Below are 19,736 nucleotides of genomic sequence, written 5' to 3'. Positions count from 1 at the left end.
AGGCTGCGATCTTTTGCTTTCCGGCGTTCCAAAACGCGCACCACTTTGTTACCGAACGCCCCAGGGTGGCGCAAAACCGCGCTCCAGTAACAGCCCTCCCAGGTGCGTTCAAATTCTCCGAAAAAATTTCATGCACGTCAAAACCCTTGATCTACAGGCTCTGCACTTCTTTCAGAATTTTTCTTGAACAGCCATCCAGCAAGTTGGCCGCTTGATTGCATATGCTTGTATGTACAAGTAAAGACGTATGCGTATGAGTCGATCCGGACTCCTCGCAGCGTCAACTGATTCGCTTGTGGCGCAACGACGCGCACAGGCTGGCTTGCCCACTGCCAGGGTTGGTTTGAATTGATCGCTGAGGAGTCTTTTTCGTGACTGACAACAAAACCACTAAGTTTCGTGACGTAGAAATCCGTGCCGCCCGCGGTAACAAGCTGACCGCCAAGAGCTGGCTGACCGAAGCGCCGCTGCGCATGTTGATGAACAACCTCGACCCGGAAGTTGCCGAGAACCCTAAAGAACTGGTGGTTTACGGTGGTATCGGGCGTGCGGCACGTAACTGGGAGTGCTACGACAAGATCGTCGAAAGCCTGACCAACCTGAACGACGACGAGACCCTGCTGGTGCAATCCGGCAAGCCGGTCGGCGTGTTCAAGACTCACAGCAACGCACCGCGGGTACTGATCGCCAACTCCAACCTGGTGCCCCACTGGGCGAGCTGGGAGCACTTCAACGAACTCGACGCCAAAGGCCTGGCCATGTACGGCCAGATGACCGCCGGCAGCTGGATCTACATCGGCAGCCAGGGCATCGTCCAGGGCACCTACGAAACCTTCGTCGAAGCCGGTCGCCAACACTACAACGATGACCTCAAGGGGCGTTGGGTGCTGACCGCTGGCCTGGGCGGCATGGGTGGCGCCCAGCCACTGGCGGCAACCCTGGCCGGCGCTTGCTCGCTGAACATCGAGTGCCAGCAGGTGAGCATCGATTTCCGCCTGAACAGCCGTTATGTCGACGAACAGGCCACTGACCTCGACGACGCGCTGGCGCGTATCGACAAATACACCAAGGAAGGCAAGGCAATTTCCATTGCGCTGCTGGGTAACGCGGCCGAGATCCTGCCGGAACTGGTCAAGCGCGGCGTGCGCCCGGACATGGTCACCGACCAGACCAGCGCCCACGATCCGCTCAATGGTTACCTGCCAGCCGGCTGGACCTGGGAAGAGTACCGCGCTCGCGCCAAGACCGAGCCTGCTGCCGTGGTCAAGGCTGCCAAGCAATCGATGGCCGTGCACGTTAAAGCGATGCTCGAGTTCCAGAAGCAAGGCATCCCGACCTTCGATTACGGCAACAACATCCGCCAGATGGCCCAGGAAGAGGGTGTGGAAAATGCCTTCGACTTCCCTGGCTTCGTGCCGGCCTACATCCGTCCGCTGTTCTGCCGAGGCATTGGTCCGTTCCGCTGGGCGGCACTGTCGGGTAACGCTGAAGACATCTACAAGACCGACGCGAAAGTAAAAGAGCTGATCCCGGACGACGCTCACCTGCACAACTGGTTGGACATGGCGCGCGAACGCATCAGCTTCCAGGGTCTGCCGGCACGTATCTGCTGGGTTGGCCTGGGCCTGCGCGCCAAGCTTGGCCTGGCGTTCAACGAAATGGTGCGCAGCGGTGAGCTGTCGGCACCGATCGTGATCGGTCGTGACCACCTGGATTCCGGCTCTGTTGCCAGCCCGAACCGCGAAACCGAATCGATGCAGGACGGTTCCGACGCCGTGTCCGACTGGCCACTGCTTAACGCTCTGCTGAACACCGCGAGCGGTGCGACCTGGGTTTCCCTGCACCACGGCGGCGGCGTCGGCATGGGCTTCTCCCAGCACTCGGGCATGGTGATTGTCTGCGACGGTACTGATGAGGCGGCTGAGCGAATTGCACGCGTGCTGCACAACGACCCGGCAACCGGGGTCATGCGTCACGCCGATGCGGGTTACCAGATCGCGATCGACTGCGCCAAGGAACAGGGGCTGAACCTGCCGATGATTACCGGTAAATAACGCGACCCCCTGTGGGAGCTGGCTTGCCAGCGATAGCGACGGCCCTGCTGGAATTGATGTTGAAGGTGCTGACGTCATTGCTGGCAAGCCAGCTCCCACAGAGCCCGAGTAAGCCCGACAGAACAATTAAAACAATCCACAGAGGTTGAATCATGGCTGTTAACAACGAACGTGCAGGCACTAAACCCTTGATCGAGAAGCGCTCGATCGACTACATCCCGGAAGCGGAAAGACACGGTCGTCTGTTGAGCCAGTTCACCCTGTGGATGGGTGCCAACCTTCAAATCACCGCGATTGTCACCGGGGCCCTGGCCGTGGTGCTGGGCGGTGATGTGTTCTGGTCGTTGATCGGTCTGTTGATCGGGCAATTGCTGGGCGGTGGGGTGATGGCGTTGCATGCGGCGCAAGGGCCCAAGCTGGGCTTGCCGCAGATGATTTCCAGCCGGGTGCAGTTCGGCGTGTATGGCGCGGCGATCCCGATCGTGCTGGTGTGCCTGATGTACCTGGGCTTCACCGCCACCGGAACCGTACTGTCCGGCCAGGCGCTGGGCCAGTTGTTCGGCGTCAGCGACAGCGTCGGTATCCTCATCTTCGCCAGTGTCATTGTGCTGGTCACGGTGCTTGGTTATCGGGTGATCCACTGGATTGGCCGTGTCGCCAGCGTCATCGGCGTGATTGCCTTTGTCTACCTGTTCTACCGCCTGATGAGCCAGACAGACGTCGGCGCACTCCTGCAAATTCGCCACTTCAGCTGGAGCAGCTTCCTGCTGGCGGTATCACTCGCCGCGTCCTGGCAGATCGCGTTCGGCCCGTACGTGGCTGACTATTCTCGCTACCTGCCAAGCAGCACGTCTTCGGTGAAAACCTTCTTTGCCGCCGGCGCGGGTTCGGTAATTGGCGCACAAGTGGCGATGATTCTCGGCGTGTTTGCCGCCGCTTCGGCCAACGGGCAGTTCGCCGGCCATGAAGTGGCCTACATTGTGGGCCTGGGCGGTACCGGTGCCACCGCTGCGTTGCTGTACTTCAGCATCGCATTCGGCAAGGTCACCATCTCTACGCTGAACTCCTATGGCAGCTTCATGTGTATCGCGACCATCATCAGCGGTTTTCGTGGTCACCTGCAGGTGTCGCGCTTGCAGCGACTGGTGTTCGTTCTGTTCATTGTCGGCACTGCGACCCTGATCGCGCTGCTCGGCCAGCACTCGTTCCTCGGTGCGTTCAAGTCCTTCATCCTGTTCCTGCTGGCGTTCTTCACGCCATGGAGCGCGATCAACCTGGTGGACTACTACTGCATCACCCGCGAACGTTATGACGTGCCGGCGCTGGCCGATCCCAATGGCCGCTACGGTCGCTGGAACGCCCTGGGTATCAGCATCTATGTGTTCGGTGTATTGGTGCAGCTGCCGTTCATCGCCACCAAGTTCTACACCGGTCCGCTGGTGGAAGCCATGGGCGGTGTGGATATTTCCTGGATCATCGGCCTGGTGCTTCCAGCCGCTCTATATTACGTGTGCGCCAAAAAATGGCATGGCACCGTACCCGATCAACTGATCCTGCCAGTCGAGCAGGACAGCGTTGCACCACCAAAAACCAGCGGGGCCGGTCGCGCTGCGGCGCAGGCCTGATTGGACGTGGACAGGGCTGGATGCCTCTTGACTGCCGTAAGCCCATTCATGATTAGGAGCGTCACGACAATGAAATCGAACAAGACCCTGCTGACCGCACTACTTTCCATGGGCCTGCTCGCCAGTGCCGGCGCCACCCAGGCAGCCGGCTGGTGCGAGTCGGGCAAACCGGTGAAATTTGCCGGCCTGAACTGGGAAAGCGGCATGTTGCTGACCGACGTGCTGCAGGTCGTGCTGGAGAAAGGCTACGACTGCAAGACCGACAGCCTGCCGGGCAACTCCATCACCATGGAAAACGCTTTGAGCAGCAACGATATCCAGGTTTTCGCCGAGGAGTGGGTGGGCCGTAGCGAGGTCTGGAACAAGGCCGAGAAGGCCGGCAAGGTCGTCGGGGTCGGCGCTCCTGTTACCGGCGCCGTAGAAGGCTGGTATGTGCCGCGTTACGTCATCGAGGGCGACCCCAGCCGCAAGCTGGAAGCCAAGGCCCCTGACCTGAAGAACATCGCCGACCTGGCCAAGTACGCTGCAGTGTTCAAGGATCAGGAAGAGCCGTCCAAAGGCCGTTTCTACAACTGCCCGGCTGGCTGGACATGCGAGCTGGACAACAGCGAGATGCTCAAGAGCTACGGCCTGGAAAGCACCTACACCAACTTCCGCCCAGGCACCGGCCCGGCGCTGGATGCGGCAGTGCTGTCGAGCTACAAGCGCGGCGAGCCGATCCTGTTCTACTACTGGTCGCCAACTCCGCTGATGGGCCAGGTCGACCTGGTCAAGCTCGAAGAAAAACCGGGCGTGGACAAGAGCGTGACCATCAAGGTCGGCCTGTCCAAGACCTTCCACGACGAAGCCCCGGAACTGGTGGCGGTGCTGGAAAAGGTCAACCTGCCAATCGACTTGCTGAACCAGAACCTGGGGCGCATGGCCAAGGAGCGGATCGCTTCGCCAAAACTGGCGAAAATCTTCCTCAAGGAACATCCTGAAGTCTGGCATGCATGGGTGAGCGAAGACGCTGCCAGGAAAATCGACGCGGCCTTGTAGGTCCAGCGTTCCGACTGTCGAGCCCGGCAGTCGGGTGCTGCATCTCAACCCCCTTGATCGAGAGTCTCTTATGTTTCCCGAAAGCTTTACCTTTTCCATCGCCGACTGGGTCAACGGTTGGGTCGATTCGCTGGTCACCAACTACGGCGATGTGTTCCGGCAGATCTCCGACACCCTGTTGTGGGCCATCGTCAATCTTGAGGGGCTGCTGCGTGCTGCGCCCTGGTGGCTGATGCTGGCGATCGTGGCGGGCGTTGCCTGGCACGCGACCCGCAAGGTTGTGACCACTGCCGTTATCGTCGGCTTGCTGTTCCTGGTCGGCGCCGTCGGTCTCTGGGACAAGCTGATGCAAACCCTCGCGCTGATGATGGTCGCGACGGTGATATCGGTACTGATCGGCATACCGCTGGGCATCCTCTCGGCGCGCAGCAATCGCCTGCGTTCGGTGCTGATGCCATTGCTCGACATCATGCAGACCATGCCGAGTTTCGTGTACCTGATTCCGGTATTGATGTTGTTCGGCCTGGGCAAGGTCCCGGCGATTTTCGCCACGGTGATCTACGCCGCGCCGCCGCTGATCCGCCTGACCGACCTGGGCATTCGCCAGGTCGACGGTGAAGTGATGGAAGCGATCAACGCCTTCGGTGCCAACCGCTGGCAGCAACTGTTCGGCGTGCAACTGCCGCTGGCCCTGCCGAGCATCATGGCCGGGATCAACCAGACCACCATGATGGCCCTGTCGATGGTGGTAATCGCCTCGATGATCGGTGCCCGTGGCCTGGGAGAGGATGTGCTGGTAGGGATTCAGACCCTCAACGTCGGACGAGGCCTGGAGGCCGGCCTGGCGATCGTGATTCTGGCAGTGGTCATCGACCGCATTACTCAGGCGTATGGTCGGCCACGGCATGAGGTGAGCAAATGAACGACGTAACCGTGAGCAAAATCGAAGTCAAAAACGTCTTCAAGATTTTTGGCAACCGTGCGCAGGATGCGCTGGCCATGGTCGGCCAAGGCAAGACCAAGGACCAGGTGCTGGCCGAAACCGGCTGCGTGGTCGGGGTCAACGACCTGTCGTTGAGCATCGGCACTGGCGAGATTTTCGTGATCATGGGCCTGTCCGGTTCGGGCAAGTCGACGCTGGTGCGTCACTTCAATCGCCTGATCGACCCCACCAGCGGCGCGATCCTGGTGGACGGTGTGGACATCCTGCAATACGACATGGAAGCCCTGCGCGAATTTCGCCGGCACAAGATCAGCATGGTGTTCCAGAGCTTCGGTCTGCTGCCGCACAAGACCGTGGTGGAGAACGTCGCCTACGGCCTGAAAGTGCGTGGCGAGAGCAAGCAGATGTGCTCCGAGCGCGCGCTGCACTGGATCAACACCGTGGGCCTCAAGGGTTACGAAAACAAATACCCGCATCAGCTCTCGGGCGGCATGCGCCAACGGGTGGGCCTGGCCCGGGCCTTGGCCGCAGACACGGACATCATCCTGATGGACGAAGCGTTCAGCGCTCTCGACCCGCTGATCCGCGCGGAGATGCAGGACCAGCTGCTGGAGCTGCAGAAGACCTTGCACAAGACCATCGTGTTCATCACGCACGACCTGGATGAGGCGGTGCGCATTGGTAACCGGATCGCGATCCTCAAGGATGGGCGGTTGATCCAGGTGGGTACGCCGCGCGAGATCCTGCATTCGCCGGCGGATGAGTATGTCGACCGGTTTGTGCAGCGGCGGGCAGCGGTGGTTTGAAGATATTTGCGGTGTAAGTGCTGGCCCCATCGCGGGCAAGCCTTGCTCCCACAGGGATTGGGTTTGTTCCACAGTTTGTGTGCACACCTCGGAACCTGTGGGAGCTGGCTTGCCAGCGATGGCGTCGGCGATGCTGCATCAATATTCAGGTATGAGGTAGAGATGTCCCAGGCTGAAACAATCGTTATCGCCGACGCCCCAATGCGTTGGCAGGATGTGGTCTCGGTTGCCCGTCATGGCGCACAGCTTGAGCTGTCGGCGCAGGTCTGGGCGCGGATCGAGAACGCCCAAGCCATCGTCCAGCGCATCGTCGCCAGCGGCGAGCGCGCGTACGGCGTCAACACTGGTCTGGGCGCACTGTGCAACGTCTCGCTGAAAGACGAGCAACTCAGCCAGCTGTCGCGCAACACGCTGCTCAGCCACGCCTGTGGCGTCGGCGCTCCATTGGCCGACGAGCAGACCCGCGCAATCATGTGTGCGGCGATCCGCAATTTCAGTCATGGCAAATCCGGCATTCACCGTCGAGTGATCGAAGCGCTGCTGGCGCTGGTCAATCGAGGCATCACCCCGCAAGTGCCTTCCCAGGGTTCAGTCGGTTATCTGACCCACATGGCGCACATCGGCATCGTGCTGTTGGGTGTCGGCACTGTGAGCTATCGCGGGAAAATAGTTTCTGCGCAGCAAGCCCTGGCCGAAGAAGGTCTGCAACCGGTCCAGCTCGGTGCCAAGGATGGCCTGTGCCTGGTCAACGGCACGCCGTGCATGACCGGCCTGAGCTGCCTGGCGATTGCTGATGCCACGCGTCTGCTGCAATGGGCTGATGTGATCGGTGCGATGAGCTTTGAAGCCCAGCGTGGCCAGATCGCGGCGTTCGATGCCGAGATCATTGCGCTCAAACCACATCCTGGCATGCAGCAGGTCGGGCTCAACTTGCGAGCGTTGCTGGATGGCAGTGAAGTGATCGCGTCGAGCAAGGGCGTGCGCACGCAGGATGCGCTGAGCATCCGCTCGATCCCGCAGGTTCACGGCGCCGCCCGCGATCAGCTGGAGCACGCCAGAAAGCAGATTGAAACCGAGCTCAACTCGGTCACCGATAACCCGATGCTGCTGGGCACACCGGACGATTTCCGCATCATGTCCCAGGCCAACCCGCATGGTCAGTCAGTGGCCCTGGCCGCTGATTTGCTGGCCATTGCCATGGCGGAAATCGGCTCCATTGCCGAGCGGCGCCTGGACCGCTTGATCAACCCGCATGTCAGCGGTCTGCCGGCATTCCTGGTGGCCAATCCCGGGGTGAACTCCGGGATGATGATCGTCCAGTACGTCGCCGCTTCGCTGTGCGCGGAGAACCGTCAGTTGGCGCAACCGGCGGTGCTCGACAACTACGTCACCTCGGGTCTGCAGGAAGATCACCTGAGCATGGGCACCAATGCCGCGCTGAAGCTGCATCGCGCGCTGGAAAACTGCACGCAGATCCTGGCGATCGAATACTTGCTGGCCGCCCAGGCGTTCGAATTCCTCAAGCCGCAACGTTTTGGCGTCGGCACCGATATCGCCTGGCGCCTGCTGCGTGAACAGGTTCCGGCCTACGATCAGGATCGTTGGCTGGCTCCGGACATTGCCGCCGCCGCCAGCGTGCTGAAAGATCCGCAGCGGCTGCACGACGCGTTACCGAATTTGCACTGACCGATACCCACACCAGCGTGCCAAGGCGCGGATCGTCCAGAAGACGAGAGGCGACGGATAACGGAATGCTCCGGAGCGACTGGTAGTTAATAACAAACTCTCATAAGGAGCATTTGAATGACTGCGCTAAACCTGATTCCCGGCCAACTGAGCCTTGCCCAACTGCGCGATGTTTATCAGCAGCCGGTCAAAATCAGCCTTGACGACAGCGCCTCGGCGCAGATCGAGGCCAGCGTTGCCTGCGTTGAGCAGATACTCGCCGAGAACCGCACCGCCTACGGCATCAACACCGGTTTCGGTCTGCTGGCCTCGACTCGCATCGCCAGCGAAGACCTGGAAAACCTGCAGCGCTCACTGGTGCTGTCCCATGCCGCCGGTGTTGGCGAGCCGATCAGCGACGCCCTGGTGCGGCTGGTCATGGTGCTCAAGGTCAACAGCCTGAGTCGTGGTTTCTCCGGCATTCGCCGGGTGGTGATCGATGCGTTGATCGCGTTGATCAACGCCGAGGTCTACCCGCACATTCCGTTGAAAGGTTCGGTCGGTGCTTCCGGTGACCTGGCGCCGCTGGCGCATATGTCCCTGGTGCTGCTGGGTGAGGGCAAGGCGCGCTACAAGGGCGAATGGCTGGAGGCGACCGAAGCGTTGAAAGTCGCCGGCCTGACCCCGCTGACCTTGGCGGCAAAGGAAGGCCTGGCGCTGCTCAACGGTACCCAGGTGTCCACCGCCTACGCCCTGCGCGGCCTGTTTGAAGGTGAAGACCTGTTCGCCGGCGCCGTGGCGCTGGGGGCCCTGACGGTCGAGGCGGTACTGGGCTCGCGCTCGCCATTCGACGCACGCATCCACGCCGCTCGCGGGCAAAAAGGCCAGATCGACGCCGCTGCTGCTTACCGCGATTTGCTCGGCGAGCGCAGTGACGTGTCTGACTCGCACCAGAACTGCGATAAGGTCCAGGACCCATACTCCCTGCGCTGCCAGCCGCAAGTCATGGGCGCCTGCCTGACGCAATTGCGCCAGGCTGCCGAAGTGCTGGCGGTCGAAGCCAACGCGGTGTCGGATAACCCGCTGGTGTTCGCCGCCGAAGGCGACGTGATTTCCGGCGGTAACTTCCACGCCGAGCCGGTGGCCATGGCTGCGGACAACATGGCCTTGGCCATCGCTGAAATCGGTTCCCTGAGTGAACGTCGCATTTCGCTGATGATGGACAAGCACATGTCGCAATTGCCGCCGTTCCTTGTGGCCAATGGTGGCGTCAACTCCGGGTTCATGATCGCCCAGGTGACGGCGGCGGCACTGGCCAGCGAGAACAAGGCGCTGTCCCATCCGCATTCGGTCGACAGCCTGCCGACTTCGGCCAACCAGGAAGACCACGTATCGATGGCACCGGCTGCGGGCAAGCGTTTGTGGGAAATGGCCGAGAATACGCGTGGGGTGCTGGCGGTGGAGTGGCTGGCAGCGTGCCAGGGCCTGGATCTGCGTGAAGGCTTGAAGACCTCGGCGAAGCTGGAAAAAGCTCGCGCCATTTTGCGTGCTGAAGTGGCGTTTTATGAGAAGGACCGGTTCTTTGCGCCGGACATCAACGCGGCGACTGAATTGTTGGCGACGCGTTGTTTGAATGATCTGGTCTCGGTGAAGTTGCTGCCGAGCCTGTAAGGCCGCTCATGTAGGAGCTGCCGAAGGCTGCGATCTTTTGATCTTGCTTATTAAAAGATCGCAGCCTCGTTGCACTCGACAGCTCCTACAGGTGAATGCGTATCTCTTGTGGGAGCGGGCTTGCTCGCGAATCGATTTTGAACAAGACGAGGAACTCGGGATGAAAACGCTCTGGCAACACTGCCACGTCGCAACCATGGCGCAAGGCGTCTACTCGGTCATCGAGGACGCGGCCATCGTGACGTCCGGTGCGCTCATAGAGTGGATTGGCCCACGTGCCGACCTGCCGGCAGGCGACTACCCGGCGGTCAACGATTTGAATGGGGCCTGGGTTACGCCAGGCCTGATCGACTGCCACACCCATACGGTGTTCGGCGGTAACCGCAGCGGCGAGTTCGAACAGCGCCTGCAAGGCTTGAGCTACGCCGAAATCGCCAACCAGGGCGGGGGCATCGCCAGCACCGTGCGCGCCACCCGTGCCGCGAGTGAAGATGAACTGTTCGCCAGCGCGGCCAAGCGACTCAAAAGCCTGATGCGCGACGGCGTAACTACGGTAGAGATCAAATCCGGCTACGGCCTGGACCTGGCCAGCGAACGCAAGATCCTGCAGGTGATCCGCCGCCTGGGCGCCGAATTGCCGATCAGCGTGCGCAGCACCTGCCTGGCCGCTCACGCCTTGCCTCCCGAATATGCTGATCGCGCCGACGCCTACATCGAGCACATCTGCACTGAAATGCTTCCGGCTCTGGCCGCCGAAGGCCTGGTGGACGCGGTCGACGCGTTCTGCGAATACCTGGCGTTCTCGCCAGAGCAGGTCGAGCGTGTGTTCGTCACTGCTCAGGGGCTCGGCCTGCCAGTCAAGCTGCATGCCGAGCAATTGTCGTCCCTGCACGGCTCCAGCCTGGCCGCGCGTTACCACGCGCTGTCCGCCGACCACCTGGAGTTCATGGACGAAGACGACGCCATCGCCATGGCGGCTTCCGGCACCGTCGCGGTGCTGCTGCCGGGCGCGTTCTACTTCCTGCGCGAAACCCAATTGCCGCCCATGGAAGCCCTGCGCAAGCACGGCGTGAAAATCGCCATCGCCAGCGACCTCAACCCGGGCACTTCGCCGGCGCTGTCGTTACGCCTGATGCTGAACATGGCCTGCACCTGCTTCCGCATGACCCCCGAAGAAGCCCTCGCCGGCGCGACCATCCATGCCGCTACGGCATTGGGCATGGCCGGCACCCATGGTTCGCTGGAAGCCGGCAAGGTCGCGGACTTTGTGGCCTGGCAAATCGATCGTCCTGCCGACCTGTCGTACTGGCTGGGCGGCGATCTGGAAAAACGCGTCGTGCGCCACGGCGTCGAAACGAGCGTATAGGAGAGCAGCTGTGGACAAGGTTCTGAATTTCCAACAAGGTCGTGTGCCGCTGCTGATCAGCATGCCTCACGCGGGCCTGCGCCTGACTCCCGCGGTCGAGGCCGGGTTGATTCCTGACGCGCGCAGCCTGCCGGATACCGACTGGCACATTCCCAGGCTCTATGAGTTTGCCGCTGAATTGGGCGCCAGCACGCTGGCGGCCGAGTACTCGCGCTTTGTCATCGACCTGAATCGACCGTCTGACGACAAGCCGTTGTACGCCGGGGCGACCACCGGTCTGTACCCGGCCACGCTGTTCGACGGCATCCCGTTGTTCAGCGAAGGCATGGAACCGTCACCGGCAGAGCGGGCGACCTATCTGGAACAGATCTGGACGCCGTATCACCGCACCTTGCAGAACGAACTGGCGCGCCTGAAGGCCGAGTTCGGCTACGCGTTGCTGTTCGATGCGCACTCGATTCGCTCGATCATCCCGCACCTGTTCGACGGCAAGCTGCCGGACTTCAACCTTGGCACCTTCAATGGCGCCAGTTGCGACCCACAGCTGGCCACCGAACTGGAAGCGATCTGCGCTCGCCACACCGATTACAGCCATGTGCTCAATGGTCGTTTCAAGGGCGGCCACATCACCCGGCATTACGGCAACCCGGCGCAAAACATTCATGCGGTGCAGCTGGAGCTGGGCCAGTGCACGTACATGGAAGAGTTTGAGCCGTTCCGCTATCGACCGGACCTGGCAGCACCGACGCAGGTGGTGCTTCGGGAGTTATTGCAAGGGTTGCTGGCTTGGGGCCAGAAGCACTGAAGCCAACTGCGCGCGCGTGCTCAATCACGTAATTCGGGTTTATGATGCCAGACGGCAGAATAATAGAAGTCCCCACAGGGATGACCTCGACCCCTTACGGAGCGCGCAATGCAGACTTTGTACCCGCAGATCAAACCCTACGCCCGGCACGATCTGGCCGTCGATGGAACCCACACGCTGTATGTCGACGAAAGTGGTTCGCCGCAAGGCTTGCCTGTGGTGTTTATCCACGGTGGCCCGGGCGCCGGGTGTGATGCCCAGAGCCGTCGGTACTTCGACCCGAATCTGTATCGCATTGTCACCTTCGACCAGCGTGGCTGTGGTCGCTCCACGCCCCATGCCAGCCTGGAAAACAACACCACCTGGGATCTGGTCGCCGACCTGGAGCGAATCCGCAAGCACCTGGGCATCGACAAATGGGTGCTGTTCGGTGGCTCCTGGGGCTCGACCCTGGCACTGGCCTATGCGCAGACCCATCCGGAACGTGTTCACGGCCTGATCCTGCGTGGGATTTTTCTCTGCCGGCCGCAGGAAATCGAATGGTTCTATCAGGCGGGCGCCAGCCGGCTGTTCCCTGACTATTGGCAGGATTACATTGCACCGATCCCGCTGGACGAACGTGAGGATCTGCTCGGCGCGTTCCACCGGCGCCTGACCGGCAATGACCAGATTGCCCAGATGCACGCGGCGAAGGCCTGGTCCACCTGGGAAGGCCGGACCGCGACCCTGCGCCCGAACCCACTGGTCGTCGACCGCTTCTCGGAGCCCCAGCGAGCCTTGTCGATCGCCCGGATCGAGTGCCATTATTTCACCAACAACGCTTTTCTCGAGCCTAACCAACTGATCCGCGACATGGGCAAGATCGCCCATCTGCCCGGCGTGATTGTTCATGGCCGCTACGACGTGATCTGCCCACTGGATAACGCCTGGGAACTGCACCAGAACTGGCCGAACAGTGAACTGCAGGTGATTCGTGACGCCGGCCATGCCGCCTCCGAGCCGGGCATTACCGATGCGCTGGTGCGCGCCGCCGATCTGATGGCGCGCCGCATGCTCGACCTTTCGCCTGAAGAAGCATGAAGGCTCTGCTGCAACGCGTGAGCAGCGCGCGAGTCGAGGTGGAGGGTGAAGTGGTCGGTGCAATCGACCAGGGTTTGCTGGTGCTGGTGGCGGTCGAACCCGACGATACACGGGCCAGCGCCGACAAACTTCTGCATAAGCTGCTTAACTATCGGGTGTTCAGTGACGCCGAGGGCAAGATGAACTGGTCCTTGGTGGATGTGTGCGGTGGTTTGCTGCTGGTCTCTCAGTTCACCCTGGCCGCTGATACCAAGAGCGGGTTGCGCCCCAGCTTCTCGACTGCTGCCCCTCCGGCACTGGGCGAAGAGCTTTTTGACTATCTATTAGGCAAAGCGAAACAAATGCATGGCACAGTGACATCAGGTAGATTCGGCGCGGATATGCAGGTGTATCTGGTCAATGATGGCCCGGTCACCTTCCTGTTACAGGCCTGAAAGCGCTTGAAACATCTTTTTAAGCGCATTTCGAGCGGAAACAGGGGGTTTTCGCGATAAATACTTTGTTACCCCTGATGCGTTGTAACGCGGCCTACTAGATAATCGCGCGCTACGGGGATCAGCGTTCGTTGGTCCATTTTGACTTAGGTAGAGACTTGTCCTGGACCTGTTGGGGAATCATTTTGCCCCATGGGAGTCGGAACAATGCTCGCCAACCTGGCATATAGATAGCTGGCCGTTGGTTTTTTGATCTGTTTTCGGCGAGGGTTGCTCGTGATTGTTAGTCCCTGTATTGCACCAAAATTGTCTGCCAAACGGCTACGAAGCGCTCTGGTAGCGGGCTCTGCACTGCTTTGCCTGCTCAGCGCCGGCCAGCTTTGGGCATTCAGTCTGGATGATGTGTCGGTCAAGGCAAAAGAGCTGGCCGGGCAGAAATACGAAGCCCCGCGCAGTAATCTGCCGAACGAATTCCGCGATATGAAGTTCGCGGACTATCAAAAAATTCGTTTCCTCACCGAAAAAGCCGAATGGGCCGATCAGAAAACCCCGTTCAAGCTGTCGTTCTATCACCAGGGCATGCACTTCGATACCCCGGTGAAAATCAACGAAATCACGGCCAATACGGTCGAGGAGATCAAATACGACCCAAGTCGTTTTGATTTCGGCGACGTCAAGTTTGATCCCAAGGCCACTGAGCAACTGGGTTATGCCGGTTTCCGTGTGCTGTACCCGATCAACAAGGCCGACAAGCAGGACGAAATCATGACCATGCTGGGCGCGAGCTACTTCCGCGTCGTCGGCAAGGGTCACACCTATGGTTTGTCCGCCCGTGGCATGGCCATTGATACCGCTTTGCCTTCCGGCGAAGAATTCCCGCGTTTCACCGAGTTCTGGATCCAACAGCCAAAACCGGGTGACAAGCACCTGGTGATCTTTGCGCTGCTCGACTCCCCGCGTGCGACCGGTGCCTACCGCCTGACCCTGCGTCCGGGCAGCGATACCATCGTCGACGTCAAGGCGCAGATGTTCCTGCGCGACAAGGTCACCAAACTGGGCATCGCCCCACTGACCAGCATGTTCCTGTTCGGCGCCAACCAGCCATCCAAGGTGCTCAACTACCGTCGTGAACTGCACGACTCCAGCGGCCTGGCGATCCATGCCGGCAACGGTGAGTGGATCTGGCGCCCGCTGAACAACCCTAAGCACCTGTCCGTCAGCAACTTCGCCGTCGAGAACCCGCGCGGTTTTGGTCTGCTGCAACGTGGTCGCGATTTCAGCCACTATGAAGACCTGGACGACCGCTACGACAAGCGCCCAAGTGCCTGGATCGAGCCAAAAGGCGATTGGGGCAAGGGTTCTGTCGACCTGGTGGAAATCCCGACTGCCGATGAAACCAACGACAACATCGTGGCGTTCTGGAGTCCGGAAAAACTGCCTGAGCCAGGCCAGCCGCTGGATGTCGCCTACCGCCTGCACTGGACGATCGATGAAGCGGCGCTGCACGCACCCGATAGCGCCTGGGTCAGCCAGACCCTGCGTTCCACCGGTGACGTCAAGCAGTCCAACCTGATCCGTCAGCCGGACGGCAGCGTGGCCTACCTGGTGGACTTCGAAGGCCCGTCCCTGGCAGCCCTGCCGCCTGAGACTGACGTTCGCAGCCAGGTCAGCGTCGGTGACAACGCCGAACTGGTCGAGAACAGCGTGCGTTACAACCCTGTAACCAAGGGCTGGCGCCTGACCCTGCGGATGAAGATCAAGGATCCGGGTAAATCCACCGAGATGCGTGCTGCACTGGTGCAGAACATCGTACCTGAGGACCTGGCCAAGACTTCGTTGCCTGTTTCCAGCTCGTCCGTGGCCAAGGCCGACAAGGTTGCCGCCAAGCAGCAGGAGAAGGCGGACAAGGAAACCAAGCTGGCAGAGGCCAAGCAGGCTGATGCCAAGCCAGTAGCGGATACCGCCAACAAGGACAACAAAGACGCCAAGCAGCCTGCAGCTGCCGATGCGGCCCCAGCCACACCGGAATCGGCGCCGACTGAAGAAGTCCTGACCGAGACCTGGAGCTACCAGTTGCCTGCCGATGAGTAATTCTCAAGTACAGCCAGAGACGCTTGCCGAGTATCTGGCGCATCTGCCGATGACCGACCAGCAGCGCGCGGAACTCGCGGGCTGCCAGTCTTTCAGCGAGCTGCACCAGCGGCTGTCGTCTTCGACGTTCGACGCGCCGAGCGAGGCCGCCCAGGCCTCGGTCGGCAAGCGCCTGGCCCTGAGCACGGCCGAAGAGCTGGAAGACGCGCAAATGCTGGCGCTCGACGCCAGCGGTCGGGTTTGCCTGAAGGCGACCCCGCCGATCCGTCGGACCAAGGTCGTGCCGGAGCCATGGCGCACCAATATCCTGGTGCGTGGCTGGCGCCGGCTGACCGGTCGCACCAATCCACCGGCCCCGCCGAAGGATGAACGCGTGTTGCCGGCGGCTCGCTGGCGCACCGTCGGTTCGATCCGTCGCTACATCCTGCTGGTGCTGATGCTCGGCCAGACCATCGTTGCCGGCTGGTACATGAAAGGCATCATGCCGTATCAGGGCTGGTCGTTCGTCGACCTCAACGAAGTCCTGCACCAACCGCTGCTGCAGACGGCTACGCAAGTACTGCCGTATGCGCTGCAAACCAGCATCCTGATTCTGTTCGGGATTCTGTTCTGCTGGGTGTCTGCCGGGTTCTGGACGGCGCTGATGGGCTTCCTCGAGCTGCTCACCGGCCACGACAAGTACCGTATTTCCGGTAAAAGCGCTGGTAATGAGCCGATCGCCAAGGATGCGCGCACTGCGCTGGTGATGCCGATCTGCAACGAAGACGTGCCGCGGGTATTTGCCGGGTTGCGGGCGACCTTCGAGTCGGTAGCGGCCACAGGTGACCTCGATCGCTTCGACTTCTTCGTGCTCAGCGACAGTAACGATGCCGACATCTGCGTCGCCGAACAACAGGCCTGGCTCGACGTCTGCCGCGAAGCCAAGGGCTTCGGCAAGATTTTCTATCGCCGCCGCCGTCGTCGCGTCAAGCGCAAGAGCGGTAACCTCGACGACTTCTGCCGTCGCTGGGGGGGTGACTACAAGTACATGGTGGTGCTCGACGCGGACTCCGTGATGAGCGGCGAATGCCTGACCAGCCTGGTACGCCTGATGGAAGCCACGCCGGACGCCGGGATCATCCAGACTGCGCCGCGCGCATCGGGCATGGACACGCTGTATGCACGCATGCAGCAGTTCGCCACCCGGGTCTATGGGCCGCTGTTCACCGCCGGCCTGCACTTCTGGCAGTTGGGCGAATCCCATTATTGGGGCCACAACGCGATCATTCGCATGAAGCCGTTCATCGAGCACTGCGCCCTGGCGCCGTTGCCGGGTAAAGGCGCGTTTGCAGGTGCGATTCTGTCCCACGACTTCGTCGAAGCGGCGCTGATGCGCCGTGCCGGCTGGGGCGTATGGATTGCCTACGACCTGCCGGGCAGCTACGAAGAACTGCCGCCAAACCTGCTGGACGAACTCAAGCGTGACCGTCGCTGGTGCCACGGTAACCTGATGAACTTCCGGCTGTTCCTGGTCAAGGGCATGCACCCGGTTCACCGGGCGGTATTCCTCACTGGTGTGATGTCTTATTTGTCGGCCCCGTTGTGGTTCTTCTTCCTCGTGCTGTCGACGGCGCTGCTGGCGGTCAACACGCTAATGGAACCGCAGTACTTCATGGAGCCGCGACAGCTGTATCCGTTGTGGCCACAGTGGCACCCGGACAAGGCCGTCGCGCTGTTCTCGACCACCATCGTGCTGCTGTTCCTGCCGAAGCTGCTGAGCATCATCCTGATCTGGGCCAAGGGCGCGAAAGAGTTCGGTGGCAAGTTCAAGGTGACCCTGTCGATGCTGCTGGAGATGCTGTTCTCCGTGCTGCTGGCGCCGGTGCGGATGATTTTCCACACGCGTTTCGTGCTCGCCGCGTTCCTTGGCTGGGCCGCGACCTGGAACTCGCCCCAGCGTGACGATGACTCGACGCCATGGAGTGAAGCGGTCAAGCGCCACGGTCCGCAAACGCTGCTGGGCTTCCTCTGGGCGCTGCTGGTGATCTGGCTGAACCCGAGCTTCCTGTGGTGGCTGGTGCCGATCGTCGGTTCGTTGATGCTGTCGATTCCGGTGTCGGTGATTTCCAGCCGGGTTGGCCTGGGGCTCAAATCCCGTGACGAGAGCCTGTTCCTGATCCCTGAGGAATACAATCCGCCACAGGCGTTGCTGGCGACTGACCAGTACACCCACGAAAACCGCTATCACGCGCTGAACGACGGCTTTGTCCGGTCGGTGGTGGACCCGCAGCAGAACGCCCTGGCGTGTTCGCTGGCGACCTCCCGTCACGGTCAGGCGGAGCCGATCGAATGGCTGCGTATCGAGCGAGTGCGGCACGCATTGAAAGTCGGGCCGGATGGCCTGAACAACAATGAGCGCGTGCAACTGCTCAGTGATCCGGTGGCCCTGGCTCGCCTGCACGAGCAAATCTGGAACGAAGGTCATCCTGAGTGGCTGGAAGCGTGGCGCAAGTCGGTGAAAGCCGATCCGCATGCTCCGTTGCTGCCGCTTAAACCGCTGAGTGCGCAGCCTCAGTTGGCATAAAGCATTCCCCGGCTAAAAAGATCGTCCGACCGCGGCCCGAGCCTCCGGCAGCTCCTACAGGCTTTATCCGTAGGAGCTGCCGGAGGCTCGGGCCGCGGTCGGACGATCTTTTGCTTTTGCGTCTAACAAATCCTTCAAGGCTGCGATAGCATCCGTCCCCGAATTGGTGCGCCCGGACAACTTTTTGTTCGTATCTGCCGGTTTCCCCAGGGAAATCTGCTGTTTGCGCGCCTCATACCGCAATGGTTTTGGGGACTTGATGATGAAGAAGTATCTTTCGATGCTGCTGGTCGGCGTCACGGCATTGGTTGCAGTCAGCACGGCGCAGGCCGGTGCCATCGATGACGCGGTCAAGCGCGGCACGCTGAAAGTCGGGATGGACCCGACCTACATGCCCTTCGAAATGACCAACAAGCGCGGCGAGATCATCGGTTTCGAAGTCGACATCCTCAAAGCCATGACCAAGGCCATGGGCGTCAAGCTGGAGCTGGTGTCCACCGGCTACGACGGCATCATCCCGGCGCTGATGACCGACAAATTCGACATGATCGGCAGCGGCATGACCCTGACCCAGGAGCGTAACCTGCGCTTGAACTTCAGCGACCCCTTCATCGTCGTTGGCCAGACACTGCTGATCCGCAAAGAGCTGGAAGGCACCATCAAGTCCTACAAGGACCTGAACACCGCCGACTACCGCATCACCTCCAAGCTCGGCACCACGGGCGAGATGGTCGCGAAGAAGCTGATCTCCAAGGCCAAGTACCACGGCTACGACAACGAGCAGGAAGCTGTGCTGGACGTGGTCAACGGCAAGGCCGATGCCTTCATCTACGACGCGCCGTACAACGTTGTCGCCGTGAACAAGGTCGGGGCCGGCAAGCTGGTATTCCTCGACAAGCCGTTCACCTACGAGCCGCTGGCCTTTGGCCTGAAGAAGGGTGATTACGACAGCCTCAACTTCATCAACAACTTCCTGCACCAGATCCACGAAGACGGCACCTACGATCGCATCCATGACAAGTGGTTCAAGGACACCGCCTGGCTCAAGGACATGGAATAAGGCTCGGTCAGTAAGACCGCGCCGCTCCCATCGCCAGCAGGCTGGCTCCCACAGGAGGTTTGTGTACGCCACAGTGTGGGAGCCAGCCTGCTGGCGATGACGGCCTTCCTGGCGGGCTGCCACAGGGGATTTGTGTACGCCACAGATCCAGTGTGGGAGCCAGCCTGCTGGCGATGACGGCCTTCCTGGCGGGCTGCCACAGGGGATTTGTGTACGCCACAGATCCAGTGTGGGAGCCAGCCTGCTGGCGATGACGGCCTTCCTGGCGGGCTGCCACAGGGGATTTGTGTACGCCACAGATCCAGTGTGGGAGCCAGCCTGCTGGCGATGACGGCCTTCCTGGCGAGCTGCCACAGGGGATTTGTGTACGCCACAGGTCCAGTGTGGGAGCCAGCCTGCTGGCGATGACGGCCTTCCTGGCGGGCTGCCACAGGGGATTTGTGTGCGTCACAGATCCAGTGTGGGAGCCAGCCTGCTGGCGATGACGGCCTTCCTGGCGGGCTCCCACGGGGGATTTGTGTGCGTCACAGATCCA

General features: G+C 61.0%; 14 protein-coding genes. All 14 read left to right on the top strand.

The window, feature by feature from the left end; all coding sequences use genetic code 11:
- The first annotated feature begins 371 nt into the window (after positions 1-371).
- The 14 genes from hutU (at position 372) to UB23_RS25230 (ending at position 19,201) form a co-directional block, all read left to right on the top strand.
- Positions 372-2,054: a urocanate hydratase gene (hutU, locus tag UB23_RS25295; RefSeq protein WP_045061978.1), complete on the top strand. Its 1,683-nt coding sequence runs from the start codon at positions 372-374 to the stop codon at positions 2,052-2,054.
- 152 nt (positions 2,055-2,206) lie between these two features.
- On the top strand, positions 2,207-3,679 hold the full coding sequence (locus UB23_RS25290; RefSeq protein WP_045061977.1) for a purine-cytosine permease family protein: 1,473 nt from the start codon (positions 2,207-2,209) through the stop codon (positions 3,677-3,679).
- A 69-nt stretch (positions 3,680-3,748) separates the two neighbouring features.
- On the top strand, positions 3,749-4,717 hold the full coding sequence (locus UB23_RS25285) for an ABC transporter substrate-binding protein (protein ID WP_045061976.1): 969 nt from the start codon (positions 3,749-3,751) through the stop codon (positions 4,715-4,717).
- A 70-nt stretch (positions 4,718-4,787) separates the two neighbouring features.
- The gene (locus tag UB23_RS25280; RefSeq protein ID WP_045061975.1) at positions 4,788-5,639 is read left to right on the top strand and encodes an ABC transporter permease; all 852 of its coding nucleotides are present in this window, start codon (positions 4,788-4,790) and stop codon (positions 5,637-5,639) included.
- The gene (locus UB23_RS25275; protein ID WP_052673021.1) at positions 5,636-6,466 is read left to right on the top strand and encodes a quaternary amine ABC transporter ATP-binding protein; all 831 of its coding nucleotides are present in this window, start codon (positions 5,636-5,638) and stop codon (positions 6,464-6,466) included. Before UB23_RS25280 ends, UB23_RS25275 begins: the two co-directional genes overlap by 4 nt.
- A 162-nt stretch (positions 6,467-6,628) precedes the next feature.
- Positions 6,629-8,152: a histidine ammonia-lyase gene (gene hutH / locus UB23_RS25270; RefSeq protein WP_045061974.1), complete on the top strand. Its 1,524-nt coding sequence runs from the start codon at positions 6,629-6,631 to the stop codon at positions 8,150-8,152.
- Between the two features lie 117 nt (positions 8,153-8,269).
- On the top strand, positions 8,270-9,802 hold the full coding sequence (hutH, locus tag UB23_RS25265) for a histidine ammonia-lyase (protein WP_045061973.1): 1,533 nt from the start codon (positions 8,270-8,272) through the stop codon (positions 9,800-9,802).
- 160 nt (positions 9,803-9,962) lie between these two features.
- Positions 9,963-11,168, top strand: coding sequence for an imidazolonepropionase (hutI, locus tag UB23_RS25260; RefSeq protein ID WP_045061972.1), 1,206 nt, complete (start codon positions 9,963-9,965; stop codon positions 11,166-11,168).
- Between the two features lie 10 nt (positions 11,169-11,178).
- Positions 11,179-11,973: an N-formylglutamate deformylase gene (hutG, locus tag UB23_RS25255; RefSeq protein WP_045061971.1), complete on the top strand. Its 795-nt coding sequence runs from the start codon at positions 11,179-11,181 to the stop codon at positions 11,971-11,973.
- A gap of 108 nt (positions 11,974-12,081) precedes the next feature.
- A complete protein-coding gene (gene pip, locus UB23_RS25250; RefSeq protein ID WP_045061970.1) occupies positions 12,082-13,053 on the top strand; it encodes a prolyl aminopeptidase in 972 nt (323 codons plus the stop codon).
- Positions 13,050-13,487: a D-aminoacyl-tRNA deacylase gene (gene dtd / locus UB23_RS25245; RefSeq protein ID WP_045061969.1), complete on the top strand. Its 438-nt coding sequence runs from the start codon at positions 13,050-13,052 to the stop codon at positions 13,485-13,487. The genes pip and dtd overlap by 4 nt, the downstream gene beginning before the upstream one ends.
- Before the next feature lie 276 nt (positions 13,488-13,763).
- Entirely contained in the window at positions 13,764-15,578 is a 1,815-nt protein-coding gene (locus UB23_RS25240; protein WP_045061968.1) for a glucan biosynthesis protein G, read from the top strand.
- The gene (mdoH, locus tag UB23_RS25235) at positions 15,571-18,141 is read left to right on the top strand and encodes a glucans biosynthesis glucosyltransferase MdoH (RefSeq protein WP_045061967.1); all 2,571 of its coding nucleotides are present in this window, start codon (positions 15,571-15,573) and stop codon (positions 18,139-18,141) included. The genes UB23_RS25240 and mdoH overlap by 8 nt, the downstream gene beginning before the upstream one ends.
- A gap of 262 nt (positions 18,142-18,403) precedes the next feature.
- A complete protein-coding gene (locus tag UB23_RS25230; protein WP_045062031.1) occupies positions 18,404-19,201 on the top strand; it encodes a transporter substrate-binding domain-containing protein in 798 nt (265 codons plus the stop codon).
- Positions 19,202-19,736: the final 535 nt, after the last annotated feature.

Source organism: Pseudomonas sp. ES3-33, assembly GCF_000952175.1.
Taxonomy (GTDB): Bacteria; Pseudomonadota; Gammaproteobacteria; order Pseudomonadales; family Pseudomonadaceae; genus Aquipseudomonas; species Aquipseudomonas gregormendelii.
This window is presented reverse-complemented; position numbering and strand designations above follow the sequence as displayed.

Bases quoted from the DNA above. Each gene is read 5' to 3' on its own strand.
- UB23_RS25275 (WP_052673021.1), top strand. From the start codon at position 5,636: ATGAACGACGTAACCGTGAGCAAAATCGAAGTCAAAAACGTCTTCAAG.
- UB23_RS25285 (WP_045061976.1), top strand. From the start codon at position 3,749: ATGAAATCGAACAAGACCCTGCTGACCGCACTACTTTCCATGGGCCTG.
- mdoH (WP_045061967.1), top strand. From the start codon at position 15,571: ATGAGTAATTCTCAAGTACAGCCAGAGACGCTTGCCGAGTATCTGGCG.
- UB23_RS25230 (WP_045062031.1), top strand. From the start codon at position 18,404: ATGAAGAAGTATCTTTCGATGCTGCTGGTCGGCGTCACGGCATTGGTT.
- UB23_RS25290 (WP_045061977.1), top strand. From the start codon at position 2,207: ATGGCTGTTAACAACGAACGTGCAGGCACTAAACCCTTGATCGAGAAG.
- dtd (WP_045061969.1), top strand. From the start codon at position 13,050: ATGAAGGCTCTGCTGCAACGCGTGAGCAGCGCGCGAGTCGAGGTGGAG.
- hutH (WP_045061974.1), top strand. From the start codon at position 6,629: ATGTCCCAGGCTGAAACAATCGTTATCGCCGACGCCCCAATGCGTTGG.
- pip (WP_045061970.1), top strand. From the start codon at position 12,082: ATGCAGACTTTGTACCCGCAGATCAAACCCTACGCCCGGCACGATCTG.
- hutH (WP_045061973.1), top strand. From the start codon at position 8,270: ATGACTGCGCTAAACCTGATTCCCGGCCAACTGAGCCTTGCCCAACTG.
- UB23_RS25280 (WP_045061975.1), top strand. From the start codon at position 4,788: ATGTTTCCCGAAAGCTTTACCTTTTCCATCGCCGACTGGGTCAACGGT.
- hutI (WP_045061972.1), top strand. From the start codon at position 9,963: ATGAAAACGCTCTGGCAACACTGCCACGTCGCAACCATGGCGCAAGGC.